The organism is Ferruginibacter sp. (assembly GCF_014377975.1).
In the GTDB taxonomy this organism is placed as follows: Bacteria; Bacteroidota; Bacteroidia; order Chitinophagales; family Chitinophagaceae; genus Ferruginibacter.
The window spans coordinates 1-18,529 of sequence record NZ_JACMOO010000010.1 but is presented as its reverse complement, the minus strand read 5'-3'; the positions used below and the strand labels follow the sequence as shown (position 1 = coordinate 18,529).

The window sequence follows — 18,529 nt, the reverse complement described above, 5'->3', positions numbered from 1 at the left end:
ATGAAACAATCAGTTTTTTTACTAAAAATGGTTATCATCATGAGTACATTATTTTCATGCACTACCATACCCAAAGGAGCAGTGGCTGTAAAATCTTTTGACAAGCAAAAATATCTTGGCAAATGGTACGAGATTGCCAGAATAGATTTCAAATTTGAAAGAAATTTAAATAATACAACTGCTGAATATTCTCTAAATAAAAATGGCAGTATTAGAGTTGAAAACAGAGGATACAATATCAAAAAAGAAAAATGGACAAAAGCTGTTGGTATAGCAAAGTTTGTAAAAGAAGATGATATTGCAATGCTTAAAGTATCGTTTTTTGGACCTTTCTATGCCGGATACAATGTAATAGCCATTGACCCTAATTATACCTACGCACTTGTTGCTGGAAAGAATCTTAAATTTCTGTGGATTTTATCCCGTGACACCACTATACCAGACGAAATAAAAACTCAATATTTGAAAATTGCGGAAGAAATTGGCTACAATACATCCAACCTTTTGTGGGTTAAACATAACAAAAATAAATAAGGCCGGCACATAATAGCGTAAGCAAGGGAATTTTTAGTGCAACTGGCGCAGGCGTGTAGTATAAAAAGAAAAAGTTGCGTTGTTTGCAAAGGCGGTGTGCCTGACGATAGGAATGAGGATCGGTCCTGGAGCAAGCTTCCTGTGCCGGGGTATCCGCATGTTGAGGCAGGGTACAAAATAAATGCCGGCTGGCATTGATATGCAAAAATTAGTAAATAATAAAAGGAATTAGTGGCAGGGATTTTTCGATTTTACCTCATTGAATTATTGCTGATAAATCATAGTGGTTTGCCAGATTTTCAAACAATAAAAAACCTCCGCTACCGGAGGCTTTTTACAAAAGGTAATTCAAAATAGTATTGGTTAGTTTCAAGGGATTTAATTTATTTTTTGTGGTATCAGATAAGGGGATAAAGTTCCAATAATTCTGCACGTTTATGTGTAGTTGATACAATCAAATCAGTGTAGTAATTTCTTCATTATATTTATGACGATTGTAAAAATGAACTGATCTTTCCTCTCCTTTCAATATTGTTCAACATCATTTTTAAATATTATTATGCCAAGTGAAAAAGAAAACATGCTATCCGGAAAGTTGTATAAATCCTTTGGTGAGGAGTTAACTGCAGAGCGGCAATGTGCAAAAGAATTAGTTTTTGATTTCAATGGATTAAGGCCTGCCGACACAATAGCCCGTCATGAAATTATTAAAAAATTATTTGGTAAAACCGGTAACACTTTTTTTATTGAACCGCCTTTCAGGTGCGACTATGGCTACAATATTGAGATCGGTGAAAATTTTTATGCCAACTATAACTGCATCATTTTAGATTGCGCAAAAGTGATGATTGGAAACAATGTTTTTATCGGTCCCAATGTAAGTATTTTTACTGCTGGTCATCCCATACATGCTGCCATAAGAAACCAGGAACTGGAATACGCTTTTCCCATAACCATTGGCAACAATGTATGGATAGGGGGAAATACTGTTATAAATCCTGACGTTAGTCTTGGTGATAATTCCGTTATTGGTTCGGGCAGTGTAGTAACAAAAAATATTCCTGCCAACACAATTGCAGCAGGTAATCCATGCAGGGTTTTGCGGCAAATTACTGAAGAGGATAGGTTGTATTATTTCAAAAAAATTCCCCTTGAATAATGTATTTTTCAGTTTAACTGTAAAGGTGCCTGCTGGACAGGTTTAAAGGCGTTTATTTAATTCCTTTTCCCTTTGTAATACAACAGATACGATTTTTTCAATGGGCCGTGAAACCCGTTGCATTTAAGACAAAACCCCGTCAAAGTTGAGCTGGTTTGATTTACAGATGGGTAAGCACCTATCTTCAAATACTTTTTTGCAAGAGCAGCAGAATTTTTGATAAGTATTTTGTTAAGGGCTATTCCATCAGTCTGTAAAAGTTAGCAACTCATGGATACAGCAAATAAAAAATCCCCTCCGAAAAATGAAGGGGATCTTTTATTATTTTGAAATGCGGTTGTATTAGTAACCTCCCATTCCGCCCATATCAGGCGCACCACCGCCATGGCTGTGGCCTGCATCTTCTTTAGGCCTGTCGGCTATTACACATTCTGTTGTTAACAACATACCTGCAATAGAAGCAGCATTTTCCAATGCTACACGGGCAACTTTTGTTGGATCAATTACACCAGCCTTAAACATATTTTCATATACTTCAGTACGGGCGTTGAAACCATAATCACCTTCGCCTTCCTTAATATTCTGTACAACGATTGAACCTTCAATACCACAATTGGCAACTATCTGGCGCAATGGTTCTTCAATAGCACGTTTAACGATGGCAATACCAGTTGCTTCATCAGCATTCAATGCACCTTTCAGTTTTTCCAAACCTGCAATGGCACGAATGTAGGCTACACCACCACCTGGTACTATACCTTCTTCCACCGCTGCTCTTGTAGCATGCAATGCGTCGTCAACACGGTCTTTCTTTTCCTTCATTTCTACTTCGGTAGCAGCTCCTACATACAACACTGCAACACCTCCGGCCAATTTAGCCAAACGCTCCTGTAGTTTTTCTTTGTCGTAATCAGAAGTGGTATTTTCTACCTGTGCTTTAATCTGATTAACACGTGCAACGATATCAGATTTTTTACCTTTACCACCAACGATAACTGTATTGTCTTTATCAATGGTTATTGAAGTAGCCTGGCCAAGAGAAGTAAGTTCAACACCTTCTAATTTATTACCCAGATCTTCGCTGATAACGGTACCACCGGTTAAAGCAGCAAGGTCATTCAACATTTCTTTTCTTCTATCGCCAAAGCCTGGTGCTTTTACTGCAGCCACCTTGATGGTACCACGTAATTTGTTTACCACCAATGTTGCCAATGCTTCACCATCCAGATCTTCTGCAATGATCATTAACGGACGTCCACTTTGTGCTACCTTTTCCAATACACTCAGAATATCTTTCATTGCAGAAATCTTTTTATCATAAATCAGGATAAAAGGATTTTGTAATTCAGCCTGCATTTTTTCGCTGTTTGTAACAAAGTATGGAGAAATATATCCCCTGTCAAATTGCATACCTTCCACCACATCTACTGTAGTATCTGTACCTTTTGCTTCTTCAACAGTAATAACACCTTCTTTACCAACCTTAGCCATTGCCTGTGCAATCAACTTTCCAATTTCATTATCATTATTGGCAGAAATAGTTGCAACCTGCTCAATCATTTTACTGTTGTTACCAACATCTTTTTTCTGAGCTACAAGGTTTTCAACTACCGCTCTTACAGCTTTGTCGATACCACGTTTTAAATCCATTGGGTTTGCTCCGGCAGCAACCATTTTCAGACCTTCACTGATAATACTTTGAGCCAATACAGTTGCAGTTGTAGTACCGTCACCTGCAATGTCTGCAGTTTTAGAAGCTACTTCCTTATCCATTTGTGCGCCCATATTTTCAATAGGGTCTTCCAATTCAATTTCTTTTGCAACGGTAACACCATCTTTAGTTACCTGTGGTGCACCAAACTTTTTTTCAATTACCACGTTACGACCTTTTGGTCCAAGCGTTACTTTAACCGCATTAGCCAAAGTATCCACGCCCTTTTTCATTTTATTGCGTGCTTCTATATCGAAGAATATCATTTTTGCCATATACTTAATTTGAAAATTTAAAAATTTGAAAATTTGAAAATATTTATATCTCTAAGTACTAAATTTTTACATTGAGCCATTGAGTCATTTTCACATTAACTAAACAATTGCCAGAATATCACTTTCTCTCATTATCAGGTACTCAACACCTTCAAACGTAATTTCAGTACCGGAATATTTACCGTACAAAACAGCATCGCCCGCTTTTACCGTAACTGGTTCATCTTTTTTACCAGGACCCGCTGCCAATACAGTACCATGCTGTGGTTTCTCTTTTGCAGTATCCGGAATAATAATGCCCCCTGCAGATTTTTCTTCTGCAGCCGCTGGTTTCACAATCACCCTGTCATGCAAGGGTGTAATGTTTAACTTCTTAGCCATAATAGTGTTGATTTTTTATTTGTTTAAAGTAGATGCCTCGTTTAAATCGGGCAAATCTCCTGCACCAATTTTGTACCAAAATCGATTACTGGCATACTTGTCAGTTTAACGGGATGATTGTCAGTAAATAGTCAGGTAATGGCAGACATTTTTTCATAGTACCCTTTATTTTAAAATCTGAAGGTTCAATGGCCTCACAGGTACTTTTTACACTTATCCCTGTTGCACTTACCGCTGCCAAATTTTAATCCCTTAGATTTACCATCCAAATTAAAGTTCTTTAGCATGATCAGCAGACGAAATATACGGGTTAAAGTAATGCAAAGCTTATACACCATGGATAGTATGAGCAGTGATATAAATACTGCCGAGGCTGTACGCCAGTTAAAAAAACAGATTGACCAAACCCGAAAATTATTTGTTTACCTCGTTTACTTTTTAAGTGAAGTGGCCAGGTATGCAGAAAAAGATGCACTAAAAAAAGCATCAAAACATTTACCTACCGAACAGGATCTTAATGTAAATACCAAAATTGTTGGTAACCAGTTGCTCTGGAAAATTGTAGAAGAGCAAAGCTATGTAGCCGCGTGCACCGAAACCAAACCGCAGTTACTGATTGATGAAGAATTGTTAAAGAAAACTTATCAGGCATTGGTACAATCTGAAGAATATATTGATTACACTGGTTTGCAGAGCCGCGAAAAAAAAGGTGAAAAAGATATTCTGGAATTTATTTTTACTGATCTGATGTTGCCCAACGAAAACTTCATCAGCCATGTAGAAGAGTATTTTATTAACTGGGATGATGATGCCGAAATGATGAATATTTTAATACTTAACTTTTTACAAAAACCAGCCAGTTATAATTTTAACGAATTTGTCAGCAAAGAGAAATGGGATTTTGCCAAAGGACTTTTGGAAACAACCATTGAAAAGAAAGAAGTTACGCTGGAATTGCTAAAACCCAAATTAAAAAATTGGGATGCCGATCGTATTGCTGCCCTCGACCTGATTATTATTGAAATGGGGATTTCTGAATTTCTGTTTTTTGAAACCATCCCAACCCGTGTAACCATCAATGAATACATTGACCTGGCAAAAGATTACAGCACGCCGCAAAGCGGACAATTTATTAATGGTATTTTAGACAACATTCATAAAGAACTGAGCGCAGAAGGAAAGATCAACAAAAAGACTTTTAAAAACAGCACGCTTTAATTATTAATTTTTTAATGGACAATTGATAATAAGCAGATTGACTATTGCAAATGAAAAACTATGTATTTATTTGATGCTTTGCTTTTAACGTTTAGCTTTTAACACATAACTTTGAAAAAATTGGCGGATGAAAAAATATGTTTTGTTTTTGATGATTATAAATGCTTTTAGCAGCTGCGATGTACGCAGAAAAGATAAAGTGGCAGATGGTACGGCATCATTAACAGGGATAACGGCGATGGATAGCACCACCATACAAATTATTGACACCGCCTACAATTTTGGCACGGTAAGCGAAGGGGAAAAAGTAACTTATAATTTCAGGTTTAAAAATAATGGCAGTAAACCGCTGGTTGTAACCGACACCCATGCAAGTTGTGGTTGTACTGTTCCGGAAAAACCTGAAAAGCCGATTATGCCTGGAGAAACCTCTTTTATAAAAGTTGTATTTAACAGCAAAGGAAAAGTTGGGCACAACGAAAAAACTATCACTGTTGTATCCAATGCCAATCCCGCTTTTCCACCCCTGATTTTAAGGGGCGAAATAACACCGGTAAAATAAAACCATTTAATTTTTAATAATCAATTCACCACACATGCAACTACTAAGTATTTTTTTAATGATGGATCCGCAGGGCAAAGGCAGCAGCAGTTTTTCTTTAATTTTTATGGGGCTGATGATTTTAGTTTTCTGGATGTTCATGATTCGTCCGCAGGCAAAAAAGGCAAAACAGCAAAAAACGTTTATAACCGATCTTAAAAAAAGCGATAAAGTAGTTACCATTGCGGGCATCCATGGTACCATCAATAAAGTAAATGAAGATGGTACCATCAGCCTGGAAGTTAGTCCGGGCAGTTATCTTAAAATTGAAAAAAGTACCATCAGCATGGAGATGACTGCGGCTATCAATAAGGTAGTTACAGAAACCAAGGCTTAAATAATTTTTATTGAATACATTTGACCGGTTGTTTCTGCGACCGGTTTTTTATTGCAATCAAGTCTGTCAAAAAGAATGCGGATAAAGGCAGAGAACCGGGGCTTCAAAAATTAATTATCAATTTCTCCCATTAAAATTATCTAATAAATAAATATCCATTGATTTTAAAGATTGGCATAACAGGTGGTATTGGAAGCGGTAAAAGTACCGTAGCTAAAGTATTTGAAATATTGGGCATACCTGTTTATTACGCAGATGACGCTGCTAAAAAACTGATGAATGAAGATGGGGCGCTAAGAGAAAAACTCGTACACAGTTTTGGAAAAGACACCTACAGAAACGGAACATTAAACCGGCAGTATATTTCCGGCCTGGTTTTTAATGATCCGCAACAACTGGCATTGCTCAACAGTATTGTACACCCTGCTACCATTGCAGATGCAGATAAGTGGATGCAGCAGCAAACCTCTCCCTACGCCATTAAAGAAGCTGCACTTATATTTGAAAGCGGTGCTGAAAAATATCTTGACAAAGTTATTGGGGTTTATGCTCCTGTTCCGTTGCGCCTGCAACGGGTAATGCAAAGAGATGGCATCAGCGAAGCCGCCGTTTTAGTAAGGCTTAACAAGCAAATGGACGAGAATAAAAAAATGCAATTATGTGATTACGTTATACACAACGATGAACAGGAGTTACTGATTCCCCAGGTGCTTACACTTCATACTATTTTGCAAGAACTATCGGAGAAGAAATATTTTTTATGAAATATGAATTATGAAATATGAATTGTAAAATTTCAAATTGCCCGACTCATATGGAAAAAAGACATTGCTACATTTGTCTCCTGCTAAATGTTTTTTGCAGATTACTTTAAACAACTCATAACTCATAACTTATAACTCTTAACTTATAGCTTATAACTTCTAACTCAAATTTTCTAATTCTTCACCGCTTTATCAATATCCGCCCAGCCCCACTTGCCCTGTACCACGGAGCCTTTCATTAAAAATAAGGTTGGGTTAGCTCTTGCGGCAGTTTTTACCGCAGTGGCATCACAGGTTAATACCTGCACCTGGTATTGATTCTTTCTGTTAAAAAAAATAGTGGCTTTATCTCTGTCAGCAGTTACAATATACAACGGCCTGTTTTGCTTTTTGGCTTTTTGCCATAGGTTTGTAAAAGCGGTTGACCAGTTAGCAGTATTTCCTTCCATATCTTTTAAAAAGAAAAGGTAATAGTCACCAGCCTGCCCCAGCACTGTTTCTGTAACATCAACACCGGCAGAATCTGTTAAAGAAAAATCGTTGATGAGGGGAACATTGTTAGACCCTTTTTTTGCCAATGTTTGTTTACGGTCTACATAAGTCCAGGTACTATCAGGCAATTGGGTTGCGCCAAAAGACTTACTCACTCCAGCTTTTTGATACACAAAACTATAGGTAAACTGATCAGGTATTGCATTGGCTGGCATTTTTCTAAGCTGCAACAAATCGTTTCCTTTTTTATAAGGCAGGCAATCTGTTAAAGGAAGATGGGTAAGTACATACATTTGTAAAAAGCAAACGGCAATAACACTGGCTAACACCAGCCCCACCGGCAATACTTCGCCAACAGGTTTAATGTATTGTTGTTTTAACAATAGAAAACTGATAAGCAATAATAGAATAATGTCTTTGGTAAAAGTTTGTATAGGTGTAAGCGGAATGCAATCGCCAAAGCAGCCACAGGTAGCTATTTTGCCACTAAACAATACATAGCTTGTTAAAAAAGTAAAGAAGATCATCAGCAACATCAACAAACGTAAAGTGAGTTTTTTGTAAAAGCCCGTAAGCAAGGCAACACCCAGCACCACTTCCAGCGTTATCATGATGATGGAAAATACAAAAGAACACTTGTACATCCAGTTCATCAACGGTGTAATGTATCCTTCCCTGCCCCATACTTCAAAAAACTCCTGCATTTTATAAGTTAATCCCAACGGGTCAATGGCTTTTATCAATCCCGAAAAAATAAATAAAACACCAACTATAATTCTTGCAATGGTTACGCTTATTTTCATGCTTATTTTTTAATGCTTACAATGAAGCCTGTAAAGGTATTCAGCCCGTTACAATTTATTTGGAATGTTTTCCTTCTGTTATTAATATCAAGCCAAAAACGGCGTAGTTTATTATGTCATAGTAATTAGCATCAATTCCTTCACTTATAATGGTTTGACCACTGTTAAGCAAAATTTGTTTGATGCGTAAAAGCTTTACCAATATGAGATCGGTAAAACTTTCCTGACTCATTTCCCGCCAGGCTTCGCCATAATCATGATTTTTATCCAGCATTAATTTCTTAGCAATAGCAACTTTCTGTTCATATAAAAAAGCTACCTCCTCCAACGGCAAATTTTCTGTTTCATCTTTTTGTTTATCTAATTGTATCAAACCAATAATGGCATAGTTTAAAATGCCTTTAAATTCGCTTGGCATATCGTCGCCAATTTTTTGTTCACCTTTTTCCTGTATGGTGCGGATTCGTTTGGCTTTTATATAAATCTGATCTACAACAGAAATGGTCCGGTAAACCCGCCACGAAGTACCATAGTCCTGGGTTTTCTTTAAAAAAATTTCTTCGCAGGTTTTTATTGCGGTATCGTACTGATCGTTGGTGTTCATTGTTTGCGGAATGTATCTACTTTTGTAATTGTCAAAAATACTTGTTTCTGCCTGATGTACACACTTAACTGCAAAGGAAAATTATTATTGATTGAGAAACCACTGGTGATGGGTATTGTAAATGCTACACCGGATTCATTTTATGACCAATATCCGCAAAAAGGTTTGGATGCCATCATTGCACTAGCTGATAAAATGGCAAGCGAAGGAGCCGATATACTGGATATTGGCGGACAAAGCACCCGGCCTGGCAGTGAACGAATATCTGCTGAGGAAGAAATGGCAAGGGTGTTACCCGTGATAAAAATCCTTAGTGAAAAATACCCCGATATAATTTTATCAATTGATACATATCATAGCAAAGTAGCTTCAGCGGCAGTTGAGGCAGGCGTATCCATTGTTAATGATGTGAGTGCTGGTAATATGGATAAAGCAATGTTATCCATTGTGGCAACTTTGCAGGTACCGTACATTTGCATGCACATGAAAGGCACACCCGAAACCATGCAACAAAATGCCAGCTACAAGGATGTGGTAAAAGAAGTGCTTGATTTTTTTATACAAAAGATAGCTGACTGTACCAGGGCTGGCATAAAGGATATTATCATTGACCCGGGTTTTGGTTTTGCAAAAACCATACAGCACAATTTTATATTACTGAAAAATTTAGCCTTGTTTGAAATGCTGGATAAACCAATACTGGCAGGCCTTTCAAGAAAAAGTACCGTATATAAAACGCTTAACATTACGGCGGATGAAGCCTTAAATGGAACAACGGTTTTGAATACCCTCGCAATCTTAAGCGGAGCTTCTGTTTTGCGGGTACATGATGTTAAACAGGCTAAAGAAACGATACAGCTTTTGGAGCGGTACGAAAAAGGATAAAAAAATCTTTTTGAAAGATAGTTGTGCCACCAGTTTCTATTTTTATTCCAATTAAATTCACTCCATTTACTGATAGCCCTTTGCCTGTAAATTAAACAGTTCTGCATACCGGCCATTCTTTTGCAGTAATGCAGCGTGGTCGCCCGATTCTATCAATTCTCCCCTTTCCAGAACCAGTATCCTGTCAGCCATTCGTACGGTTGAAAAACGGTGCGATATCAGTACCGCCGTTTTACCTTTTGTAAGTTCTGTAAATCTTTCAAATACTTCATACTCAGCCCTTGCGTCAAGGGCTGCCGTTGGTTCATCTAAAATTAATAATTGGGCGTCCTTCATATAAGCTCTTGCCAGCGCTATTTTTTGCCATTCACCGCCGGAAAGTTCTACTCCCTGGTTAAATCTTTTGCCAAGCGCCTGCGCATATTTATCGGGTAGTTTTTGTACCAGTATATCCGCCAGGCTTTGTTTAGCGGCATGCTGTATCAGGCTTTCATTTTCTTTTTCATCAATATTACCCACAGCTATATTTTGGGAAACGGTCATCTGGTAACGAATATAATCCTGAAAAATAACCCCCACCTCTTTTCTTAATTCACCCAGGTCGTACTCTTTTAAATCATGACCATCTAATAAAATGCGTCCTTCTGAAGGATCATATAACCTTGCCAATAATTTTACGAGGGTTGTTTTACCCGCACCGTTCTCTCCTACCAGCGCCAGCTTTTCACCAGCATGCAGCGTAAAACTTAAATAGCGGTTGGCCCATCGCTCGGAATTATGATACCGGAAACCAACATTGTCAAAAACAAATCCGGTTTGTATCGGCCTGGGAAAAGGCCTTGCATTGGCAGCTAGTTTTATCTTGGGTTGTATCTCAAAAAAATCAAAAAAATCTTTCAGATAGATAGCACCCTGAGACACGGAAGTAAAGCGTGAAAGAATATTTTCCAGCAAACTTCTTAACTGCCGAAAAGAGCCTGCAAGAAAAGTAAGTGCACCAATGGATTGCTTACCGGCAATGGTTGTTGCAATGATAAAAACATACGCGCCATAATACCCAACACTGCCAAGGATGGCAAAAATGGTTCCCCACAACGAACGCTTAATTACAAGCGCTTTGTTATCCTGGTAAAACTTATTTGATAACTGCCGGAACCTGTCGGTAAGAAAATGAGAGAGATTAAATATTTTTACCTCTTTGGCCGTATCATCGCTGGCACCTATAAAACGAATATAATCCAGCTCCCTTCGTTCGGGCGTTTGCCTGCGGTTAAGAGAATAGTTTTTATCATTAAAATAGCTCTCGCCCAAAAATGCAGGAATTACTGCAATAATCAACATCAGTATCAGCCAGGGATTAAAAACAATCAGTCCTGCTGCTAGAAATAACATCGTAATGAGATCCTGTACCTGGCTTAATACCTGCGATAATAAAACAGTGCGTCCAACTGTTTGCTGACGGGCACGTTCCAGTTTATCATAAAAAGTAGAATCTTCAAACTGGTCCAGGTCCAGCGTGGCCGCATGCTTCATTATTTGAATGCTGGTATGATTACTAAACAGGTCGCCCAATAAACTGTCTACCAGGTTTGTAGCACGGGTTAATCCATCTGAAAGAATAGCAAGGCCAAACTCCATAGCCACCAGTTGCCATAAATAGTTATGCGAAGCCATATTGCTGCTGTGTGTAAGCAATACCACCTCATCTATAATTAATTTACCGATGTATAAAATAGCCAATGGTATAGCGGACCTTATTATCCGCAATACAATATTGCAGATAGTAAGCGACTGACTTGTATGCCACACCAGTTTAAAAAATGCGGGGAGATTATTGAGTGCTGAAAAACGTTCCTTTAAACTAAGTTCTGCCATGTATGTGTTTTCGATAAAATGCAAAACTATGGCAATTATTTTTTATTGAAATTCCGGGATGGTAAATTTAATTTTGGGGGGGTGAATTCAAAAGTATTTTAATAAAAAATTCTTTCCACTACTTCTGCGGCAAATTTTATTAAACCCGTTTTTACCTTTTATTCGTGGAAAGTGCAAAAAAGTATTTTCAGAACTTTCGCAGCTAAACAATTTTACATCATCACTCTCCGCTTTTTCAACATGCACTTTTAAAGAAAGAGGTAAGGTTTTTAACGCCCGGATTAAAAAAGGCATGCCACATCACTGGCAGGTATTAACTGAAGATTTTGCGGGTTAGGGTTTATAAGGATTTGAGGTTTTGAATATTTTCAGGCACTACAAACAAGCGGCCGTTAAAGCCATTTTGCAAAAGTTGATATTGGAAAACCAGCAGGTAAATTGTTGGATTCGCTCAATCTCCTGCTTCTTAATAACCACCCGATTTCGCAGCCAGTAAACAAAATTAATTACGACATCAATATTTCTGATTTGAGGTATTTCAGGTTGCAAAATATTAACAATCACAAAAGAGGTAAACTTCGATTCATACAAATTTTACTTTTATTATACGCTAATTTTATAATTTCAATCAGGCAGGTAATAATTTTTTTTCTTTTTTTGATTTTCAGGCCGCTACTTATTTAATTCCTGCATTTCTTCCTTTGCTTTTAATTGTGCCCATGTTTTGGTTACGGCCAATAGCAATACCCAAATCATTTATTATTATTTTCTGGTTATTAGAAATATGGATTTTTATTTCCACCGCCGTTTACCTTGTACCAAAAATACAACTGCCTTTCAACGATCATTTTTCATTAAAACTAATTGAAGATTTAAACAAGTACTATTCTATATTACAGGGTTCTACCGGGTGGGTATTATATATAATAACCGGGTGAATGTTTTTAAAAATTGGCCCGGAAAAGATAAATGAGCGCAATCTGTAACGGTAAAAATGGCAAACAAGAAAGTAACTACAGGCATTTAAACCAACAAAATTAAGAATGCTTATTTTTTACCACTAACCAAAAAAACATTTGACTAATTTAGTTTTTTAAACAAGTCTAAACTGATTTTATACTATTTAAAATTATACAACCATCCGTTTATTTGCAGCCGTTTGTTAAAGACTATGGATTGCAGCACATGGTGGCGAATTTGGCGGTGATATTAACCGCATTGCATTAATAGGATACAGCGCCGGAGCAAACCTGGTAGCAGTGGTAGCTCAAAAAGCAAAAAAAGAGGGAATAGCCAGGAAAATAAAACTGCAGATTATGAACGGGCTTCCTGTTGATGCCAGCCCGCAAATATGGAAACATCGGCTTCTTACCAGGAAAATGCCAAAGGCCATATGCAAACAAAAGCAAGCTGCTATTTTTCCCTGGAAACTTATGCTCCCGGAGACGCATACAAAAATCCTGAAGCATCTCCCATCCTTACCGAAGATTTAACTGACTTACCGCCGGCAGCAATTATCAACGCAGAGTTTGATCCATTGCGGGATGACGGCATTAAGTATGCCGCAAAACTAAGAAGGTTTGGAGTAAAGGTTTGGGATAAATATTTTGCAGGGCAGATACACTGTTTGGTAGGATTGCCATCTGATGCTGCTGAATTAAAAGAGTATGACAACCTGGTAATAACTGCCATGAAGAAATGTTTTTCTAAATAATATAGCGGGTAAACCGGCACATAAAATTTAATAATAAAATAAAAATAACCTCAACCAAAAACAACAATTATGAAAACAGCCTACAAAAATATAAGCGTATTTTTCACGCTCATTTTAGCCTTTGCAGTATGGGGATTTGTCAGAACCTACTTGGGTTTGTTCCCAGCTTTTACCAGTCTTACCACTGTACACCATTTTTATAGTTCCATTTTGTTAAGCTGGTTTGCCATACTTATTATTAAGCCAATGTTAATTAGATGCAACAAAATTGAATGGCATAAAAACTGGGCAAGATCTTTTATGTTCAGATACACCTCACCCATTTAATTAGTACCCCTTTTAAAATTTATGCTCAATTAAAAAATAAGCAGAAATGAAAAATTTAAAAGCAGGCTACAGCCGCAAAAACCCTTTACAGCAAATGGCCGCCATCACTATGTCCGCAGGTTTAGCAGGTATGATTGCGCTTGCAATTGCCCGCAATGTGCCAAAAAATATCGATCCGTGCAACCCTTTTATTTGCCACCTGCAAAAGAAATATTGCAACCTGGTCCGGGTGGTGTCAACATCCGTGCCTGGGTACGCAGTACACAAACCAATAATCAGTTTTGCTGTGTGGAAGCTGCTGTGGCTCCCAAAAAAATGGGGCCTGCACCACATATTTATAAAGAGCTGGATGAAACATGTTAAGTGCTGGAAGGTACCGTAAGCGTACGGGTTAAAGGAAAAATATTTGAAGTGGAAGCAGGCGGTTTTCATTTACGGCCACGTGGTATTGAGCATACTTTTTTTAACTGTACCGATAAACCAATCCGTTTTATGCATCTGTACTTTAACCAGAATTTTGAAGACTATTTAGAAGATTTTTTTTTAAAAATTGTACCAGATATGGTAAAGAATAATCTTTCACCAATGGATTCCCGCATTGCAAAAAGAATGGCCAGAAATGATGAAAAATTTGGGGTAACTATGTTTCCGCAGAACCTCCAGGCCATTATTGATAAGTATAAACTGATTGAATAAACGATATAAATAAATAACCACATTTAAACATAAACAAACAATGGCACTGTACAATAAATACCTGTCTAACTTAACACCATTAAGAGGTGTAGCTGCATTGCTTACCATCATTTATCATGTAGATCTAATGCTGGGTGGCGGTGGTAACATGTTATTAAAAACAAAAGATTCCCTACTCTTTAGCAGGTTATACCTGATGGTGGATTTCTTTTTTATTTTAAGTGGGTTTATTATGTGCCATGTGTACGGCGAGTTATTTACCAGTTCTGTTAAAGGGCCATCCTTTAAAAAATTTACAGTAGCCCGCTTTGCCAGGGTGTATCCGTTGCATTTTGTAACGCTTGTTTACACGATTGCTCTTTTTTACATCTCCGGTAAATTGGACATACCCTCATTGAAGTGCCTGCAAGGCGATGGATAAATCCTGTAAAAAAACAGGCTGTGAAAGTGAGATTTTAACATGTACTTGAAATGCAAAAAATAAAAACAATTAATAACTTATTCAAGTCAGTTAAATTTTGCAGATAGAACAAAAATTGTTGAAGGCCCGGCAATGGGAGGGAGATTTATGAAGCCGGGTCTGAAGCCGAAGATTGTTACTGATGAGGTAGATAAAAAAAATCAATTTACAAGATTCCGCTGTACCTATGGCTGATATTGACTTACGACTGATTGTATTTCCGTATGCACATCTATTACCAAACCTGACGTGTAAATGATGGTGTGCGTTAATTGACCACCATATCTTTTACATCAATATCAAAGATACCTTCTGATTGCTGTGGGTAACATCCCATTTTAAAGTGATTGTTTAACACCCAATAACTTATATCTTTCGACAATACTTCTGAATCATCAACTGCAATAACTAATATTTTATCTTTTACTTTAACGTTGACAGAAAAAAACATATTGTCAACATTAGATTTCAGTAAAATTTTTGTTCCTTTATTGCTATTTGCATTTTCTTTTAAATGCGCATATAAATTTCTCCCCTCCACTGCAACTCTTAGAAAAGGAGGAACATTTTCACCATTGTCCGTAACACATTTAATTTGAATTATGGTTACCTTAAAGTCGCTCATCTTGCAATTAACATGGATAATGGTGGACAGCTCGTGATTTTCAATAATTTTCCAATTCGGTAAATTTCTTAACTCGTCTCTAACGTGGGTAGCATTGGGAGTTGTTCCTTTCTCAGATGCCTCTAAATGAAAATGCATGAATCCTTCCGGAGTTAAATAAAAATATGGGCATGCAGCATAATCTTTTAAATCTTTTATTTCTACCGGCCCTGGTATTTGAAGTTTCCAGGCAGTTAAATTGAATTTAGTAGAGGGGGCTATGTAATGCTGTATAAATGATAAGCCAAATACACAGCAAATTAAAAGGATCAAATTAGTTATAAATCTTGTAGTCATTTTTAAAATATTTTAAATTATAAAATTGCTCAATTATAATAAGGGTTCGGGTATTTATGAGGTGACGGTTCGTTTATTCGGCGTATCGAACTGAAGGTGAGTAATGATGTACAGTGAAAGTTAGGCACAAAAGTAGAGAGCTGTTTTTTAACCCCGGTTTCTGCTGATAGTGGTACAACTGCCAACTGAAATTCAGTCAGATACTGTACTGAAAATACAAAGGTTCGAAGTAATCCCTTTATCAATAATGTTGATCAATATTTTTATATTGATTTTATCTTTCAAGTTTGAAGCCTTTATCAGTCATGGGACGCATAGCGGCATTGGCAACCTTCCAACCAGTTCTGTACATCCAGTCAGCCATCTTTTTTAATTTGGGATAGTTGATATTTTCGGCATTATCCTGGGGCGTATGGTAGTCGGGATGTAAAAGGCTGGTATACATTATTGCTGGTATGCCCAATCTTGCATAGGGAAGATGGTCGCTTCTAAAATACCATCCCTCCACATGGGTTACTTCGTCCCAGGTTGTATTCAGTTTAAAATTGGGTCCTTCTTTATTTGCGGCTAAAGCCATATTTACCAAATCGAGTGAATTTCTATGCGGTGGCTTAAAGCCTAAAATAGTTGCACTGTCAGTATTATTTCTGCCAATCATATCACCATTTAAAACAGCAACAATATTTTTGATAGGAATTGTAGGGTGTGCCGAAAAATACTTTGAGCCCAATAAACCTCTTTCTTCGGCACCATGTATCACAAATAACACGGATCTTTTGGGTGGATTTTTTACAAATGCCCTGGCATTGGCAAGCATGGCCACATCAACACTTCCGTTGTCATCAGCACCGTAATAAATAGAATCATTTTTTATAACATTTCTGATACCGTGTGCATCCGAATGACCGCTGTACATAAGATATTCAGATTTTAAGGTAGCATCGGTACCTGTAACCATGCCTGCAATATTCAGGGAAGGATATGAATATTGTGACACAATGAGGTTCATTTTTATTGTTCCGGTATTTCCTTGTAATTCTTTTTTAGCATTGGCATGCAGCCATATCACAGGAGCTTGAGCAGTTACAGTTTGATTAGGCCCTCCTTCAATATCGTAATTACCTCTTTTAAAATTTTCAGCAGCATCATCCCATCCTTTTTCAGCCACTTCATCAGCAATAAAAATAATAGCCAAAGCACCTCTTTTTAATAAAGCCTGGCCATACTTATTATAAATATACCTGTTGTACCGCCAGGTTGGTAAGGATACATCCAAATTAATTCCTTTAGAATTTGCTTCAATTGCCACCACTTTGTCTTTTACATCTAGTGCATTTGTATCAACATCTGCCGCATTGCCTAGATAAACAATTGGTGCATTCAGGTTAATATTTGCCATCTGTGCTATAGCAACATCTTTCCATAATTTTAAAGGAGTATTATTTATTTGTATGCTCGAATTGTCTGCAATATGGTTGCGCAGTATACTAAAATATTGAAAATAAGTACCATCATCTCCCGCTGGCTTTAACCCAATAGCCCGGAATTTTTCACCCAACCACATGGAAGCCTTTAGTTCATCTAAAGTTCCTGCGGAACGACCATTAAAATGTGCATCCGCCAATGCGTATAAATCCTTTCTTAAATCCTCGGTTCTAATTAAATTCAAGCCCGGAGGATTACTCAATTGAGCGAACAAAGAACTTGTCATGGTGATGAGCAAAGCCAATAAAATATATCTTTTCATTTTTAGTTTATTCCTCTTTAAGATTAAAAAATTTTACTCCGCGAATACTCGCCTTTACAGTATACCCAACCTGCAATGCCTTCTGTTTGGTATGGAAAGCTGTTGTATACGACTGGCACTACAGCCGATTGTACAACTTGAATTGAAGATAACAAAAAATGCCAAATAGAAATTGGTCTGCCAGATATTAGTGGGTAGAAAAGTGGAAGCTGAATATTATTTCGTCTGCCCCGAGAGATATAATATAATTGGTCGAGGCATCTTAAAGAGTCGTTCGAATCAAGCCTTTCACGTACGGTTCCGTGAGGAGCTTGGGGTGAAACTCTCCTTGCTTACTCGACTGCACTTAGTTTTTATCCTGCAATTTTTCCACTGTTACAAATTTCACTCTTAGTTTTCCATTTTTCACATTAATAACTGAACCTGTGTTTGTTTTTAGTACACCTTCAAATACTCCTTCAACTATATTGTCACCTGTCAACTTATTGAAAATTAGATTCATACCAAAACCTGTATGACCTACAAAAGTATAATTGTCTTGTGGTGAATTTTGTCCAATGTTATAATTGTGATTGTTATTTATAAATTGAAACTCTGTGAATTCACATTGCTGAAGATTAGGATGAGGTAACTTATACGGAAAAACGCTATTTTTAATATGTGTTTGTCCACAAAATAACGCAATCATTATTGATTGATTTGAATTTTGTCGTATCAAATAAAGATTGTCGCTAGTAATGCTATCTTTTTTAACCTTGTCATAATATACATAAAATGCATTTGAAAAAGTATCAACAAAATAAGACCCTACTTGTCCTATTGTTGCAAAACTTAATTTATGGCCATTGAATTCGCCTTTAATATAAAAACTACTATCACTATAAATGTCTGACACAGACTTCTCTAGAAAAGTAAGGCTTGGGTCAATATATGGTGCCGGTTGAGGGCTTGTATTAAATTCTTTTTTGCAAGAAAAGAATAATGT

Annotated in this window: 20 protein-coding genes; 12 read left to right on the top strand and 8 right to left on the bottom strand. The window is 37.1% G+C overall.

The features are described from left to right. Together H7254_RS00850 and H7254_RS00845 are read left to right on the top strand one after the other, a co-directional pair. The gene (locus H7254_RS00850; RefSeq protein ID WP_301931169.1) at window positions 1-534 is read left to right on the top strand and encodes a lipocalin family protein; all 534 of its coding nucleotides are present in this window, start codon (window positions 1-3) and stop codon (window positions 532-534) included. Between the two features lie 559 nt (window positions 535-1,093). Beyond that, a complete protein-coding gene (locus H7254_RS00845) occupies window positions 1,094-1,693 on the top strand; it encodes a sugar O-acetyltransferase (protein ID WP_301931168.1) in 600 nt (199 codons plus the stop codon). Window positions 1,694-2,035: 342 nt separating this feature from the next. Here the strand turns inward: H7254_RS00845 and groL are convergent, their stop codons facing one another. Then, entirely contained in the window at window positions 2,036-3,679 is a 1,644-nt protein-coding gene (gene groL / locus H7254_RS00840; protein WP_301931167.1) for a chaperonin GroEL, read from the bottom strand. Between the two features lie 99 nt (window positions 3,680-3,778). Beyond that, complete coding sequence (groES, locus tag H7254_RS00835; protein WP_301923998.1) at window positions 3,779-4,060, bottom strand: co-chaperone GroES; 282 nt, start codon at window positions 4,058-4,060, stop codon at window positions 3,779-3,781. Window positions 4,061-4,345: 285 nt separating this feature from the next. On the opposite strand from groES, the gene nusB reads away from it, so the two are divergent. The 4 genes from nusB to coaE all read left to right on the top strand — a co-directional run bounded on the left by nusB (window position 4,346) and on the right by coaE (window position 6,980). Next, window positions 4,346-5,278, top strand: a complete 933-nt coding sequence (nusB, locus tag H7254_RS00830) for a transcription antitermination factor NusB (RefSeq protein WP_301931166.1) — start codon at window positions 4,346-4,348, stop codon at window positions 5,276-5,278. A gap of 127 nt (window positions 5,279-5,405) precedes the next feature. Beyond that, window positions 5,406-5,840, top strand: coding sequence for a DUF1573 domain-containing protein (locus H7254_RS00825; protein ID WP_301931165.1), 435 nt, complete (start codon window positions 5,406-5,408; stop codon window positions 5,838-5,840). A gap of 34 nt (window positions 5,841-5,874) precedes the next feature. Further along, window positions 5,875-6,216, top strand: coding sequence for a preprotein translocase subunit YajC (yajC, locus tag H7254_RS00820; protein ID WP_301923995.1), 342 nt, complete (start codon window positions 5,875-5,877; stop codon window positions 6,214-6,216). 158 nt (window positions 6,217-6,374) lie between these two features. Further along, window positions 6,375-6,980: a dephospho-CoA kinase gene (coaE, locus tag H7254_RS00815; protein WP_301931164.1), complete on the top strand. Its 606-nt coding sequence runs from the start codon at window positions 6,375-6,377 to the stop codon at window positions 6,978-6,980. 173 nt (window positions 6,981-7,153) lie between these two features. Here the strand turns inward: coaE and H7254_RS00810 are convergent, their stop codons facing one another. Together H7254_RS00810 and H7254_RS00805 are read right to left on the bottom strand one after the other, a co-directional pair. Continuing rightward, window positions 7,154-8,275, bottom strand: a complete 1,122-nt coding sequence (locus tag H7254_RS00810) for a BT_3928 family protein (RefSeq protein WP_301931163.1) — start codon at window positions 8,273-8,275, stop codon at window positions 7,154-7,156. Between the two features lie 55 nt (window positions 8,276-8,330). After that, on the bottom strand, window positions 8,331-8,879 hold the full coding sequence (locus tag H7254_RS00805; RefSeq protein WP_301931162.1) for a DUF1599 domain-containing protein: 549 nt from the start codon (window positions 8,877-8,879) through the stop codon (window positions 8,331-8,333). 54 nt (window positions 8,880-8,933) lie between these two features. Between H7254_RS00805 and folP the strand changes: the two genes are divergently transcribed. Further along, window positions 8,934-9,764: a dihydropteroate synthase gene (gene folP / locus H7254_RS00800; protein WP_301931161.1), complete on the top strand. Its 831-nt coding sequence runs from the start codon at window positions 8,934-8,936 to the stop codon at window positions 9,762-9,764. 66 nt (window positions 9,765-9,830) lie between these two features. On the opposite strand, the gene H7254_RS00795 is transcribed toward folP, so the two are convergent. Beyond that, window positions 9,831-11,639, bottom strand: coding sequence for an ABC transporter ATP-binding protein (locus tag H7254_RS00795; protein WP_301931160.1), 1,809 nt, complete (start codon window positions 11,637-11,639; stop codon window positions 9,831-9,833). Window positions 11,640-12,814: 1,175 nt separating this feature from the next. Between H7254_RS00795 and H7254_RS21380 the strand changes: the two genes are divergently transcribed. The 5 genes from H7254_RS21380 to H7254_RS00775 all read left to right on the top strand — a co-directional run bounded on the left by H7254_RS21380 (window position 12,815) and on the right by H7254_RS00775 (window position 14,797). Next, window positions 12,815-13,132 carry an alpha/beta hydrolase gene (locus H7254_RS21380; RefSeq protein ID WP_367875408.1) on the top strand — a complete coding sequence of 106 codons (318 nt, stop codon included), beginning with the start codon at window positions 12,815-12,817 and terminating at the stop codon, window positions 13,130-13,132. Beyond that, window positions 13,033-13,353, top strand: coding sequence for an alpha/beta hydrolase fold domain-containing protein (locus H7254_RS00790; RefSeq protein WP_367875407.1), 321 nt, complete (start codon window positions 13,033-13,035; stop codon window positions 13,351-13,353). Before H7254_RS21380 ends, H7254_RS00790 begins: the two co-directional genes overlap by 100 nt. Before the next feature lie 504 nt (window positions 13,354-13,857). Beyond that, window positions 13,858-14,043 carry a hypothetical protein gene (locus H7254_RS00785; protein ID WP_301931158.1) on the top strand — a complete coding sequence of 62 codons (186 nt, stop codon included), beginning with the start codon at window positions 13,858-13,860 and terminating at the stop codon, window positions 14,041-14,043. Then, window positions 14,044-14,376: a cupin domain-containing protein gene (locus H7254_RS00780; protein WP_301931157.1), complete on the top strand. Its 333-nt coding sequence runs from the start codon at window positions 14,044-14,046 to the stop codon at window positions 14,374-14,376. Between the two features lie 40 nt (window positions 14,377-14,416). Further along, a complete protein-coding gene (locus tag H7254_RS00775) occupies window positions 14,417-14,797 on the top strand; it encodes an acyltransferase (RefSeq protein ID WP_301931156.1) in 381 nt (126 codons plus the stop codon). A 307-nt stretch (window positions 14,798-15,104) separates the two neighbouring features. Here H7254_RS00775 and H7254_RS00770 read toward each other — a convergent pair whose 3' ends face one another. The 3 genes from H7254_RS00770 to H7254_RS00760 form a co-directional block, all read right to left on the bottom strand. Further along, window positions 15,105-15,797, bottom strand: coding sequence for a polysaccharide lyase family 7 protein (locus tag H7254_RS00770; RefSeq protein WP_301931155.1), 693 nt, complete (start codon window positions 15,795-15,797; stop codon window positions 15,105-15,107). Between the two features lie 274 nt (window positions 15,798-16,071). Beyond that, the gene (locus tag H7254_RS00765) at window positions 16,072-17,544 is read right to left on the bottom strand and encodes a M28 family metallopeptidase (RefSeq protein WP_301931154.1); all 1,473 of its coding nucleotides are present in this window, start codon (window positions 17,542-17,544) and stop codon (window positions 16,072-16,074) included. Window positions 17,545-17,890: 346 nt separating this feature from the next. Beyond that, window positions 17,891-18,529 (bottom strand): hypothetical protein (locus H7254_RS00760; protein ID WP_301931153.1); only part of this gene is annotated, 639 nt, incomplete at its 5' end.